We start from the raw sequence: 12,942 nt of genomic DNA on the forward strand, positions 1-12,942 counted from the left end.
CCGCACCCCGAGGACGATGGAGGGGTGAGAGTGCTGGTGGTCGAGGACGAGATCGTGTTGGCGGACGCCATCGCCGAGTGGCTGCGGCGGGAGTCGTTCGCGGTCGACGTGGCGTACGACGGTGACGCCGCGCTGGAGCGGCTCGGTGTCAACGAGTACGACGTGGTGGTCCTGGACCGGGACCTGCCGGTGGTGCACGGCGACGACGTGTGCCGGGCGATCGTGGACGCGGGCGGGGAGACCCGGGTCCTGATGCTGACCGCGGCGGCGGCGGTCCGGGAGCGGGTGGCGGGGTTGGCGCTCGGTGCCGACGACTACCTGACCAAGCCGTTCGCCCTGGTCGAGCTGTCGGCGCGGGTGCACGCGCTGACCCGGCGTGCCCGCCCGGCGGCACCGCCGACGCTGCGTCGCGCCGGCATCCAGCTCGACCCGGCCCGCCACGAGGTACGCCGCGACGACCGGCACGTGGCGCTGTCCCGCAAGGAGTTCGCGGTGCTCGCCGAGCTGATGCGGGCCGACGGCGCGGTGGTCTCCGCCGAGGAGCTGCTGGAACGTGCCTGGGACGAGCACATCGACCCGTTCACCAACGTCGTCCGGGTCACCGTGATGAAGCTTCGCCGCAAGCTCGGCGACCCGCCGGTAATCGAGACGGTGCCCGGAACGGGGTACCAGATCCGATGAAACGCCTGACCATCCGTGCCCGCCTCACCCTCATCTACGGTGGGCTCTTCCTACTGGCCGGCGTGGTCCTGCTGGCCGTCACGTACGTGCTCGTGGATCAGCGGATGCCGCAGCCGTTCGGGGTGAAACTGAGCGACCTGCCGAAGACCACCCCCACGACGCCCAGCGGGCAGAACATCGACAATGTGCGCGCCCTCTTGCAGGAGGTACAGCAGGAGGCGAAACGCAACGCGTTGGAGTCCCTGCTCACCCAGGGCGGCATCGCGTTGGTCGTGGTGTCGGCGGTGGCGATCGCCTTCGGCTGGCTGCTCGCCGGCCGGGCGTTGCAGCCACTGCACCAGATCACCGGCACGGCCCGACGGATCGCCGGCGCGGACACCGCCGGCCGCGGCCTGCACGAGCGGATCGCGCTCACCGGCCCCCGCGACGAGGTACGCGAACTCGCCGACACGTTCGACGAGATGTTGGAACGGTTGGACCGTTCCTTCGACGGGCAGCGCCGGTTCGTGGCGAACGCCTCGCACGAGCTGCGTACCCCGCTGGCGCTCAACCGGGCCCTGGTGGAGCTGGCGGTCACCCGGCCGGAGGCGTCGGCGGAGACGCGTCGACTGGGCGAGTCGCTGCTGGCGATCAACGAGCGGCACGAACGGCTGATCGACGGCCTGCTGACCCTGGCCGACTCGGAGAACGAGCTGACCGAGCGTACGCCGATCGACCTGGCCGAGGTCTGCGCGCACGTCATCGACCAGGCGGGGAAGCAGGCCCCCGACGTCCCGATACGCCGGTCGCTCGCACCGGCCCCGGTCAGCGGCGACCCGGTGCTCGTGGAACGGCTCACCGTCAACCTGGTGGAGAACGCGGTGCGGCACAACCTGCCCGCCGACGGCTGGGTGGAGGTTCGCACCGGCCTGTCCGCCGACGGCCGGGCCACCCTGACGGTGACCAACACCGGCCCGGCGATCGCCGGCTACGACATCGAGATCATGTTCCAGCCGTTCCGCCGGCTGTCGCGGGAGCGGGTCGCCGGGGTCCGGGGCTTCGGGCTGGGCTTGTCGATCGTCCGCGCGGTGGCCCGCGCACACGGTGGCACCGTCGACGCGCAGCCCCGCCCGGCGGGCGGCCTGACCGTCACGGTCACCCTGCCGGTGGCCTGAGCCGGCGACCTCAGCGGAAGAAGGCGCGCAGGACGGCGGCGGTCTCGGCCTCCAGCACGCCGCCGTAGACCTCGGGTCGATGGTTGAGCCGGCGGTCGCGGAGCACGTCCCAGAGTGATCCGGCCGCGCCGGTCTTGGGCTCCCACGCGCCGAAGACGACTGTGGAGACCCGGGCCAGCACCAGCGCCCCCGCGCACATGGTGCACGGTTCCAGGGTGACCACCAGGGTGCAGCCGTCCAGCCGCCACCGGCCGGCCCGCTCGGCACCCCGGCGCAGGGCCAGCACCTCGGCGTGGGCGGTGGGGTCGCCGGTCAGCTCCCGTTCGTTGCGCCCGGTGGCCAACTCGGTCCCGTCCGGCCCGTAGAGCACCGCACCCACCGGCACGTCGTCCACGTCGGTGGCGCGCGCCGCAGCGTCGTCAGCGCCGGTGACGGCGACCTCCAGGGCACGGCGCATCCACAGCTCGTGGCGCTGCCGGCGGCCGACCGCACCCGGGTCGGCCAGGCCCTCGGAGGCGCCCGGTCCGGCACGCCCCACCGCACCGGGAGTCGGCTGCCCCGGTCGGATCGTCTCCAGAGCCGGGTCGGTCGCGTCGGCCGGCTCAGACCTCACGCAACTCCTCGACCTCGTCGGCACAGCCGAGCACCTGGCAGATCTCGGCGGTGACGTCCGCCGGCAGCATTCCCTCGTGCGTGCACAGGGTCAGCAGCTTCTGCGCGGAGATGCCCAGGTTGGCCAGCAGGTCGGCCTCACCCACCGGATCGGCCTCCGGATCGACGACGGGCTGCTCGCTCTCCTCGTCACCGGTGGTCACCGGGCGCGGCTCGTCGTCGCCGTCGAGCCCGGTTACCGAGGTCTTCAGGTCACCGACCAGCAGCGCGCCCAGCGGCGACTCCTCGGCGTACGCGGAGTCCGAGCCGAACACCCGCAGATCCTCGCCCTCGTCGAGACGCAGGATCACCAGGTACGCGTCATCGGCCTCGACGAAGAGCAGCGACACGTCGGCCTCCTGGTCGACGTCACGCAGCCGCTCGGCAACCTCGTCGATGTCGGTGGCGCCACGCAGGCTGACCTCGGCGGCGGTCCAGCCACTGTCGTCACGCACCACGGCCGCAGCGAAGTACGACACGGTCCCCCCAATAGCCCCTCGACACAGCGTCGACTCGTTACGCGTGCACGTTAGCCGGTCGGGTCGGCGGGCGACTCGTCAACGCCCCGAAGGGTCGGTCATTCCTGACAAAGTTGGATCAGCCGGTTACTCGACGACGGGTAGCGATGAGCTGGCGCAGACGCTCGGTGCGCTGCCGCTGTGGTCGGCTGCGCTGGCGTACCGCGCGGGCACCCGCCAACTCGGCCAGCAACTGCAGGCGACGGCGACTGCGATCCGGGTCCTGTCGCGGGGTGGTCCAGGCCATAGTGCCGAGCGTGCCGAGTCTCGGCGGCCACGTCAAGACGGCGTTCGCTACGCAGCCAACCGGGCACGCGCCGCAGTCGTCCACGACCGCCAAATCACCACGGCCGCCCGATCACCACAGCGGCCAGTCACCGCTGGTGGCCCAACGGACCACCACCACGGCGGCGGCGATGCTCCAGCCACCCGCCGTGACGATGGCGACCCCGGTGGCGACCCCGCGATCGCCGTAGCGGATCAGCACCAGCGCGGTCACCCACGCCAGCAGACCCGCCAGCACCGTCCACCACGCGTAACTCGTCACATCGGTGCCGAGCAGGCCGAACAGCAGCAGCCAGGCGGTCGCCGCGGCACCGCCGACGGCGACGCCACCACCGGTCACCGGGTGCGGCTCGCGGTAGGTCGGGCGGGACGGTGGCCCGGCGGGGAAGAGCCCCGAGGGGGTACGCGCCACCTGCTGCGCGACGACAGCCGGATCCGGGCCAGGATCGGGTCGGGCGATGGTCACCGTCGCTGCCCTCCCTCACGCGTGCCGCTCGTGCTCACGGTACCGGCTCTGCCAGGATGGCTGGATGCCCTCGCCGACGATCAGCCGCCGCGCGCGTCCGGCGTACCCGATCCTGCTGCTTCTCGCCCCGGTGCTGGCCGCCGGCTGCGCGACCACCCGGCCGGGGGTGCCGACCGGCGACGCCCCGCCGACGCCGTCCGCGGTCTGGGCGACCGCCGACCAGCCGGCGTCGCCGACGGCCACGCCGACGCCGACCGCGACCGGCCAGACCCGCCCGGCGCCGTCGTCGGCCAGGCCGTCGCCGACGACACCTCGCACCGGGCTGAAGCACGTCTTTCCGGTACGCGCCGACAACGTGGACTACCACCCGACGCACGGGGCGTACCCCGCCACGGACCTGTTCGCCGACTGCGGTGAGCCGTTCGTCGCGGTGACCGACGGGACGGTGCTGGAGGTGAGTCGGGTCGACCGGTACACCAAGCGTGGGCCGCAGGGCCCGGACAACGGCGGCCTGTCGGTGTCCCTGCTCGGCGACGACGGGGTGCGTTACTACGGCTCGCACCTGAGCATGGTGTCCAGCGGCGTCGACGCCGGTGTGCGGGTCCGCGCCGGGCAACAGCTCGGCAAGGTGGGGCGCACCGGCAACGCCAACAACGTCTGCCACGTGCACTTCGGCATCTCGCCGCCGTGCACCGGCAAGGACGGCTGGTGGATCCGGCGCGGTGTGCTCTGGCCGGCGCGGTACCTGGATTCGTGGCGGCGCGGCGACAACCGGGACCCGGCCGCCGAGGTCGTCGCGTGGCAGCGCAAAAACGGCTGCCCGAAGGCGCCCTGACATGGCTGGCGCCAGGGATCCCATCGCCGACCTGCGACGCATCGCGTTCCTGCTCGAACGCGCGAACGAGGCCACGTACCGGGTACGGGCGTTCCGGTCGGCGGCGAAGGCGTTGGCGGGTCTGCCGGCGACCGAGGTTGCCGCGCGGGCCGACAACGGCACGCTCACCGAGTTGGCAGGTGTCGGCGACGTGACGGCCCGCTGCGTGGCGGAGTCGCTGGCCGGCGAGGAGCCGGTCTACCTGCGCCGGCTGGTGGCGACCGAGGGCAGCGACCTGGATGCCGAGGCCACGGCGCTGCGCGCCGCCCTGAAGGGCGACTGCCACACCCACTCGGACTGGTCCGACGGCGGCTCGCCCATCGAGGAGATGGCGCTGGCCGCGGTGGAGTTGGGCCACGAGTACCTGGTGTTGACCGACCACTCGCCCCGCCTGACGGTGGCCCGGGGGCTGACCGCGGAGCGCCTGCGTCGGCAGCTCGACCACGTGGCGCAGGTCAACGCCGCGCTGCCGGAGGGGTTCCGGATCCTCACCGGGATCGAGGTGGACATCCTCGCCGACGGCTCACTCGACCAGGACGACGAGTTGCTGGCCCGGCTGGACGTGGTGGTCGGCTCGGTGCACAGCGGTCTGAAGGACGAGCGGTCGAAGATGACCCGGCGCATGCTGGCCGCGGTCGCCAACCCGCACCTGGACATCCTCGGTCACGTCACCGGCCGGATGGTGTCGTCCCGCCCGGCCGGGGTGACCGGTCCGGGCGACCGGGGGCACCGCGCCCGCACCAGGGCGGAGAGCGACTTCGACGCGGAGGCCGTCTTCGCCGCCTGCGCCGAGCACGACACCGCCGTCGAGATCAACTCTCGGCCGGAGCGGCAGGATCCGCCGAAGCGCCTGATCCGTCGCGCGCTGGAGGCCGGCTGCCGCTTCGCCATCAACACCGACGCGCACGCGCCCGGCCAGCTCGACTGGCAGCGGTTCGGCTGTGAGCGGGCCGCCCTCTGCGGCGTCCCCGCCGACTCGGTGATCAACACCTGGCCGGCGGAGCAGTTGGTCGCCTGGACGCGCGAACGGTCCTGACCAGCGCTCCCGCCCACCACGACACCTCAGGCACGGTTCGGCCTTGATCGACTCGGCTTTCTTGAAATCGGCCTGTCCCACTGCCTTGGACACCGCGACTTCAAGAAAGCCGAGTCGATCACGCGCCGGATCGAGCCGGCGCAGCGGCCCTCAGCGGCGGGCGGGCTCGCCGGCCCCAGACTCCACGGCCGCAGACTCGACGGCGGAGAACGCGGGCCCGGCCGCAGGCTCGACCGCGGGACCGGCCGCAGAACCGGCCGCGGAACCGGCCGCGGGACCGGCGGCGGGACCGGCCGCGGGACCGGCGGCGGGACCGGCGGCGGGACCGGCCGCGGAACCGGCCGCGGCCGCCAACTCGGCGGCCTCGGCGAACTCGGGGGCGGCCGCAGGCTCGGCGGGAGCGTTGACGCCGATCACCGGGCGGGGCTGCCGGCGGCCGAGCACGCCCTGCGCGACCGCGACCCCCAGCAGCACGATGAGCGCGCCGACCGGTTGGTGCCAGTTGAGCCGCTCGCCGAGCGCCACGGCTCCGATCAGCACCGCGAAGATCGGGATCAGGTACGTGACCGTGGACGCGGTGCTCGCGCCGGCCACCCGGATGTTGCGCATGTTGATGACGAAGGCGAGCCCAGTGCCGAGCGCACCCAGGGTCAGCACGCTGGCGACCACTCCCGCCGACAGTTCGGTGGGCAGCGGTGGCAGGCCGGCGACGAACGGAGTGACGATGGCCAGTTGCCCGGCCGCGATCAGCAACTGCGCGGCGGACAGCGACAGGCCGGAGTAGGAGCTGCCGGCGACGAACCGCTTCTGGTACGGGATGGCGACGCCGTAGCAGGCGGCCGCGCCGAAGCACATCAACTGCCCGGTGAAGTGCGCCCCGCCGATGCCCTCCCAGACCCCCAGCACCACCAGCACCCCGAGGAAGCCGAGCCCGAGCCCGATGGCGCGGCGCACGGTCAGCCGCTCGGTGCGGAAGACCAACACCGCCAGCGGCAGCACGATCAGGGGCGTGGTCGCGTTCCAGATGCCGGCCAGCATCGACTCGACCCGTTGCTCGCCGTAGCCGAACAGGGTGAACGGCACGGCCACGCCGAACGCGGCGACGACGGTGAGATGCCCCCAGACCCGGGGCTCGCGGGGAAGCCTGTCGCGCAGCACGGCGAGGACGATCAGCAGGGTTACCGCGCCAGCGACGACCCGGTAGAGGGTGAGCTGGACCGGGTGCAACTCGGCCACCCCGACCTTGATGAACAGGAAGCTGGAACCCCAGATCGCGGCGAGGGCGACGAAGCCCGGCAGCCAGGTACGAACCGGTGCCTTGTCAGGAGTGGTATCGGCAGTCACCCCTGACACTCTGCCGGAACCCACCGACAAAGTCGCGCGCCTTTCAGGCGTTGCGCCGCTCGTCACTTCAGTGGCCTGAACACGACAAACGTCGTCGACACGGGGGTGGGGTGGTCACGTAGGGTCGCAGCGTGGGACGAATCGATGAAATCGCCAACCGTTACGTGGCCGAGTGGGCGCCGTTGAGCCCCACCGGCGCGACCTTCGTCGGCATCGCCGGCCATGATGACCAGCTCGACGACCTCTCGCCGGAGGGTTACCGGGCGCGCGCGGACCTCACCCGCCGGACGCTCACCGAGCTTGAGGTGACCGAGCCGCAGACCGAGTCCGAACGGATCGCCAAGGAGGCCATGCAGGAACGACTCGGCCTGGACCTGGCCCGGTACGACGCGGGCGAGACGACGAGCGGCATCAGCGTGATCGAGAGCGGGCTGCACGAGATCCGCATGGTGTTCGACCTGATGCCGACGGCGACCAACGACGAGCAGGCCAACGTCGCCGCCCGACTCAACGGCTTCGCCGGCACGCTGGACAACTACAAGGTCACTCTCCGTGCGGCCCTCGCCGCCGGTCAGGTCAGCTCGAAGGTGCAGCTGATCGAGGTCGCCAAGCAGTGCGACATCTGGGTCGACCCGACCCAGGACAACTTCTTCCACGGGCTGGTCGAGCGGCTGGGCGCTGAGGGCTCGCTCGGCGCGGAGCTGCGTCGGGGCGCGGCCGCGGCGACCGCAGCGACCGCCGAGTTCGGCCAGTTCCTGCGTACCGAGCTGGCCCCGCACGGGCGGGACAAGCAGGCCGCCGGCCGGGAGCGCTACGAGCTCGCCTCGCAGTACTTCCTCGGCGCCAAGGTCGACCTGGACGAGACGTACGCCTGGGGCTTCGCGGAGCTGGCCCGCCTGGAGGCGGAGATGCGCATCGTCGCGGGGCGCATCGCCGGTTCCGGTGCCACCGTCGACGAGGCCGTGGCCAAGCTGGACGCCGACCCGGCCCGGACCATCCAGGGCAAGGAGGCGTTCCGGGACTGGATGCAGGCGCTGGCCGACAAGGCGATCGCCGAGCTGCACGGCACCCACTTCGACATTCCGGAGCAGGTCCGCCGCATCGAGTGCTGCCTCGCCCCGACCAGCGACGGCGCCATCTACTACACCGGCCCGAGTGAGGACTTCTCCCGCCCGGGCCGGATGTGGTGGGCGGTGCCGCAGGGCATCACCGACTTCTCCACCTGGCGAGAGGTGACCACGGTCTACCACGAGGGCGTGCCGGGTCACCATCTCCAGGTGGGGCAGACCGCTGTCCGGGCCGACCTGCTCAACCGCTGGCAGCGCCTGCTCTGCTGGGTGTCCGGGCACGGCGAGGGCTGGGCGCTCTACTCGGAGCGGCTGATGGACGAGCTGGGTTACCTGGAGGATCCGGGCGACAAGCTGGGCATGCTCGACGGCCAGGCGATGCGCGCCGCGCGGGTGATCGTCGACATCGGCATGCACCTGGAGTTGGAGATCCCGAAGGGCAACCCCTTCGGGTTCCACCCGGGCGAGCGGTGGACGCCCGAGCTGGGCTGGGAGTTCATGCGGGCGCACTGCCGGGTTCCGGACGAGAACCTGCGCTTCGAGCTGAACCGCTACCTGGGCTGGCCGGGGCAGGCGCCGTCGTACAAGGTGGGTGAGCGGATCTGGCTCCAGGCCCGCGAGGACGCCAAGACCCGCAAGGGCGCCGACTTCGACCTGCGGGAGTTCCACCGGCAGGCGTTGGACCTGGGCGCGCTGGGTCTCGACCCGCTGCGCCGGGCGCTGGCCCGGCTCTAGGGCCGGTGTCGAAGTCCTCGGTCGAGCCGAGGCGGAGTCCGGGCGGCGGTCCGGCAAGGCGGAGATTCGTTCGGATACCGGTGTTGTATCCGGGCGAATATCCAACGCGGCCGGTCGTCGTCCGGGCCCGCCGCAGGCCGGCCAGGGGCTTTGACACCGGCCCTAGGCCGGCAAAGGCTCCAAGCGCCGGCGGTACGTCGTACCGCCGGCGCTTGGAGCCGTGCCCGTTCAGCCGAGGGTCAGCGCCAGCGCCGGTCGGGCGGTCAGTCAGTCAGGACCCCGCGGCCAACCAGTCCTCGAGAAGGCGGTGGTCGATCGCGTCCACCCGCCCGAGGGTACGGCCGGAAGCCACCCGCTCCCGCAGCTCCGCCCGGGTGAACCAGCGCGCCTCCAGCAACTCCTCGCCGTCGACGCGTACCTCGTCGGAGCTGGCGGTGGCCCGGAAGCCCACCATCAGGCCGGCGGGGAACGGCCACGCCTGCGACCCCTGGTAGGTCACATCGGTGATGGTCACGCCCGCTTCCTCGGCCATCTCCCGACGGACCGCGTCCTCCAGGCTCTCGCCGACCTCGACGAAGCCAGCCAACGTCGAGAACGCGTCCTCGGCCGCACCCGCGTGCCGGGCCAGCAGGCAGCGCCCCGGCCGACCGGGTGCCTCGACCAGCACGATGATCGCCGGCTCGATCCGGGGGAAGAGGAGACGACCGCACTCCCCGCCCGTGCAGGTACGCATGTGCCCGCCGCCATCGGCGACGGCCGGCGCACCGCACGTCCCGCAGAACCGCTGCTGCCGGTGCCAGTGCAACAACCCTCTGGCGTACGCCTGGACGGCCGCGTCGCCCGGGTCGAGCCGCCCGACCAGCGCCCGTACGTCGACGGACCGCGCCGCCCCGGCCATCTCGGTGGCGGCACGTTCGGGGAGTGCGGACAGGTCCACGGCGAACACGGCAACGTCCCCGTCCAGCCCCAGGAACACCGTCTCACTCGCGGCGGACCGGACGAGAGACGCGCGCTCCGCGGTGAGCCGGACCGGCCCGTCCGCGTCGACGAGACACCGGTCCCGCCACAACGCCAGCACCACGGTTGTCGGCTCCGCGAGCAACGCGCTCAACCGGGTCGGATCGGTGCGTAAGGGGCCCGCCCGGTCCAGCCAACCGCCGCCGTACGCCAACACCCGCTCCGCAGTGTCCACCCGGCCACCGTGCCACGTCCCCGGTCGGTCGCCGGCACCACCCCCGTACCTCCGTGGGTGGTCCTCCCCGTGCTCTGCCGACGCACCGGGCGACACGCGGTAGCGGTGCCTGGCCGGCGCAGCCGAAGGACGGCCGGGCATTCGTTACCGTAGGTGCCTCCGGGAGGGCGTTACCTCCCGCGGCACCCTGGCGATCGAGGTTGCAGTGACGCTCTACGGCGAAAAGAGTCCGCCCGCCGACGACCGGCCCACCGTGCAGGTCACCGCTGTCACCTGGCCGGACGACGGACCGGTGACGGTGTCCGCCCCCGGTGAACTGCCCCAGGTGATGCCGCCGCCGGCCCAGGTGTGCAGCCCGGAGGGCGGCCCGAGTCGCCCCCGCCGGGTGCGGATGCTGCTCGCCGTCGGCGTCAGCGGCGGCGTCCTCGCCGCCGTGGCGGGTGCCGGAGCCTGGGCGTACGCCGGTGACGTTCCCCGCGGCACCAGCGTGCTCGGCACCGAGTTGGGCGGCCGGAGCCGCGCCGAGGCCGATCGGGAGTTGCGGGCGGAGCTCGAACGGCGGGCGGCGGCCCTCGCCGGTCCGTTGCGGGTCACCGTCGACGGGCGGACCGCCGAGATCAACCCGACCGACGTGGGGTTGGCCGTCGACGTGCCGGCGACCGTCGCCGCAGCGGCCGCGGCCGACGCGCACCCGGTCAGCCGTCTGGTCGGCTCCCGCACGGTCGACCCGGTGGTCACCGTCGACGTCGACCGGTTGGACGACGCGCTGCGTAGGGTGCTCGGCAACCAGGCCCAGGGGATGACGATGCCGGCAATCACCTACCAGGGCGTCACGCCGAAGGTCGTACAGCCCAAGCCGGGGCTGGCCCTGGATCCCCAGCGCTCGGCCGAGGTGGTCCGCGCCGGCTGGCTGGCCGGCACCCCGGTCACCGTGCCACTTGTGGAGCGCCACCCGGCGACCACGCCGGAGGAGTTGGACCGGCTGGTCACCGAGCTGGCCAAACCGGCGGTCGCCGCACCGGTCACCCTGCGTACCGAAAAAGGTTCGGTGCGGATCCCACCCGCCGCCATCGCGAGAAGCCTGCGGTTCACCGCCGACAAGACCGGCAAGCTGACCCCGTCGGTGGACGCGAAGCGGCTGCGTGCGGCGCTCGGCGGCGACCTGGCGGCCATCGAGGTGCCGCCGAAGAACGCCACGATGACCATCTCCGGTGGTCGGCCCACCACCACCGACGGGCGGCCCGGTCAGCAACTGGACATGACGAACCTGGGTCAGGGCCTACTGGCGGTACTGCCCAAGTCGGACGGCCGCGAGGTGACCGGCCAGCTGAAGCCGACACCACCGGAGCTGACCGCGGAGAAGCTGACCGGCCTGGGCATCAAGGAACGGGTGTCCACCTTCACCACCCGTTTCACCGGCGGAATGGCCTCGTCGCGCAGCCGGAACATCGCGACCATCGCCAGGCAGGTGGACGGCACCGTCGTCCTGCCCGGGAAGACGTTCTCGTTGAACGGTCACACCGGCGAGCGCGGTTACGCCCAGGGCTACCTGGACGCACCGGTGATCCTCGACGGCAAGTTGGTGCCGGGCGTCGGCGGCGGCATCTCACAGTTCACCACCACGCTGTTCAACGCCACGTACTACGCCGGGCTGGAGGACGTCCAGCACAAGCCGCACTCGTACTGGTTCGACAGGTACCCGGCCGTCATCGAGTCGACGATCATCTGGCCGGACCTGGACTTCAAATTCCGAAACAACACCGAGTACGGCGTACTCATCGACACCTCGTACACGTCCAGCTCGATCACTGTGTCGATCTGGAGCACGAAGATCTACGACAGTGTGAAGACGGAGTACGGGCCCCGCCGCAACATCACCACACCGAAGCTGATCCACCTCGAGCCCGGCCCCTCGTGCATCGCGACGAACGGCATCAACGGCTTCACCCAGGACGCCTTCCGAGTCATCAAGAAGGGCGGCAAGGTGGTCAAGCGGGAGAAGTTCAGCTGGCGCTACGACGCGGAACCCCGCTACGTCTGCGGGCCGAAGCCCTCCTGAGGTCGCGGTCAGCCCGCGGCGCCACCACTGCCCTGTTCACTGGGTCGGCCGCCCTGGGGAGGCGTTGGCAGCATGCGCGCCTCCTGCACGCGAATCTCGGCCCGGAACCGATGCGCCGCCGGGTGCCATATCTCCTCGAACGGGCCCATGACCTCGGCGCCGATACCGCGCCGACGCACACGGGCTCCCAGCCACCAGAGGATGCCCAGGATCGCCGCCACACAGCCGGCGAACACCAGCAGTATCAGAACGTCAGCCACACCCCGAACCTAACCCGAGGCCGCCAGACCTGGTTGCCGGCCGACGGGACCGCCAGACCTGGTTGCCGGCCGACGGGACCGCCGGACTTAGTCGACGGCCGACGGGGCCGCCGGACCTGGTTGCCGGTCGACGGACCTGGCTGGTGGCCCGAGGTCGGTCACCGACACCAGGCCGAAGTCCGCGCCCTCTATAAGGACATGCGGCCTTGCGCCCACCTCACGGTCCCAAGGGTCAAAACCCCAGTGCAGCCCAGGCCCGGCTGATCGACTCGGGTTCACTGATATCGGGCTGTCCCGCGCTCCCGGATGCCCCGTCTACCTGTTGATCGACTCGGGTTTGCTGAAATCGGGGTGTCCCGCGGTCGTGGATACCCCGATTTCACGAAAGTCGAGTCGATCAACCCGTGCGTGGTCGGGATCGCGTCGTAATCGGGGACCGTGCCGTAATCGGGGACCCTTGCCGGGTCAGGGGCACACCGGGGTAGGGCGGCTCGGGATCCGGGGCTCCGGCCGGGGGCGCAACCCGGATGCGGGAATGCAGATAGGGCCACCCCGGTATCGGGGTGGCCCTATCTGGAAGATTGTCCGGCGGCGTCCTACTCTCCCACACCCTCACGAGT

13 protein-coding genes are annotated in these 12,942 nt (G+C 71.8%); 6 read left to right on the forward strand and 7 right to left on the reverse strand.

The genetic code is table 11. From position 1 onward, the window contains the following. The first annotated feature begins 24 nt into the window (after positions 1-24). A complete protein-coding gene (locus ACGFIQ_RS17635; RefSeq protein ID WP_393244690.1) occupies positions 25-681 on the forward strand; it encodes a response regulator transcription factor in 657 nt (218 codons plus the stop codon). Further along, complete coding sequence (locus tag ACGFIQ_RS17640; RefSeq protein WP_393244692.1) at positions 678-1,835, forward strand: sensor histidine kinase; 1,158 nt, start codon at positions 678-680, stop codon at positions 1,833-1,835. Before ACGFIQ_RS17635 ends, ACGFIQ_RS17640 begins: the two co-directional genes overlap by 4 nt. Positions 1,836-1,845: 10 nt before the next feature. Here ACGFIQ_RS17640 and ACGFIQ_RS17645 read toward each other — a convergent pair whose 3' ends face one another. From ACGFIQ_RS17645 to ACGFIQ_RS17660, 4 genes are all read right to left on the reverse strand, one after another. Next, complete coding sequence (locus ACGFIQ_RS17645; RefSeq protein WP_393244737.1) at positions 1,846-2,292, reverse strand: nucleoside deaminase; 447 nt, start codon at positions 2,290-2,292, stop codon at positions 1,846-1,848. Positions 2,293-2,437: 145 nt separating this feature from the next. Next, complete coding sequence (locus tag ACGFIQ_RS17650) at positions 2,438-2,965, reverse strand: tRNA adenosine deaminase-associated protein (RefSeq protein WP_357525093.1); 528 nt, start codon at positions 2,963-2,965, stop codon at positions 2,438-2,440. 118 nt (positions 2,966-3,083) lie between these two features. Next, a complete protein-coding gene (locus ACGFIQ_RS17655; protein WP_167393606.1) occupies positions 3,084-3,251 on the reverse strand; it encodes a hypothetical protein in 168 nt (55 codons plus the stop codon). Positions 3,252-3,362: 111 nt separating this feature from the next. Then, a complete protein-coding gene (locus ACGFIQ_RS17660; protein WP_393244739.1) occupies positions 3,363-3,749 on the reverse strand; it encodes a hypothetical protein in 387 nt (128 codons plus the stop codon). A 70-nt stretch (positions 3,750-3,819) separates the two neighbouring features. Between ACGFIQ_RS17660 and ACGFIQ_RS17665 the strand changes: the two genes are divergently transcribed. Both ACGFIQ_RS17665 and ACGFIQ_RS17670 read left to right on the forward strand, forming a co-directional pair. Next, positions 3,820-4,590 (forward strand): M23 family metallopeptidase, encoded by a 771-nt coding sequence (locus ACGFIQ_RS17665; protein ID WP_393244694.1) that lies wholly within the window; start codon positions 3,820-3,822, stop codon positions 4,588-4,590. A gap of 1 nt (position 4,591) precedes the next feature. After that, positions 4,592-5,665 carry a PHP domain-containing protein gene (locus ACGFIQ_RS17670; protein ID WP_393244696.1) on the forward strand — a complete coding sequence of 358 codons (1,074 nt, stop codon included), beginning with the start codon at positions 4,592-4,594 and terminating at the stop codon, positions 5,663-5,665. A gap of 150 nt (positions 5,666-5,815) precedes the next feature. On the opposite strand, the gene ACGFIQ_RS17675 is transcribed toward ACGFIQ_RS17670, so the two are convergent. Beyond that, positions 5,816-7,009 carry a DMT family transporter gene (locus tag ACGFIQ_RS17675; protein WP_393244697.1) on the reverse strand — a complete coding sequence of 398 codons (1,194 nt, stop codon included), beginning with the start codon at positions 7,007-7,009 and terminating at the stop codon, positions 5,816-5,818. Positions 7,010-7,140: 131 nt separating this feature from the next. Here ACGFIQ_RS17675 and ACGFIQ_RS17680 point away from each other — a divergent pair, with 131 nt between their 5' ends. Then, complete coding sequence (locus ACGFIQ_RS17680) at positions 7,141-8,811, forward strand: DUF885 domain-containing protein (RefSeq protein WP_393244699.1); 1,671 nt, start codon at positions 7,141-7,143, stop codon at positions 8,809-8,811. A 271-nt stretch (positions 8,812-9,082) separates the two neighbouring features. On the opposite strand, the gene nudC is transcribed toward ACGFIQ_RS17680, so the two are convergent. After that, a complete protein-coding gene (gene nudC / locus ACGFIQ_RS17685) occupies positions 9,083-10,003 on the reverse strand; it encodes an NAD(+) diphosphatase (RefSeq protein WP_393244700.1) in 921 nt (306 codons plus the stop codon). 205 nt (positions 10,004-10,208) lie between these two features. Between nudC and ACGFIQ_RS17690 the strand changes: the two genes are divergently transcribed. Continuing rightward, on the forward strand, positions 10,209-12,062 hold the full coding sequence (locus tag ACGFIQ_RS17690) for a VanW family protein (protein WP_393244702.1): 1,854 nt from the start codon (positions 10,209-10,211) through the stop codon (positions 12,060-12,062). 8 nt (positions 12,063-12,070) lie between these two features. On the opposite strand, the gene ACGFIQ_RS17695 is transcribed toward ACGFIQ_RS17690, so the two are convergent. Further along, positions 12,071-12,322: a hypothetical protein gene (locus ACGFIQ_RS17695; RefSeq protein ID WP_393244704.1), complete on the reverse strand. Its 252-nt coding sequence runs from the start codon at positions 12,320-12,322 to the stop codon at positions 12,071-12,073. Positions 12,323-12,942 lie beyond the last annotated feature (620 nt).

The sequence above is a fragment of the Micromonospora sp. NPDC048898 genome (assembly GCF_043198035.1).
GTDB lineage: Bacteria > Actinomycetota > Actinomycetes > Mycobacteriales > Micromonosporaceae > Micromonospora.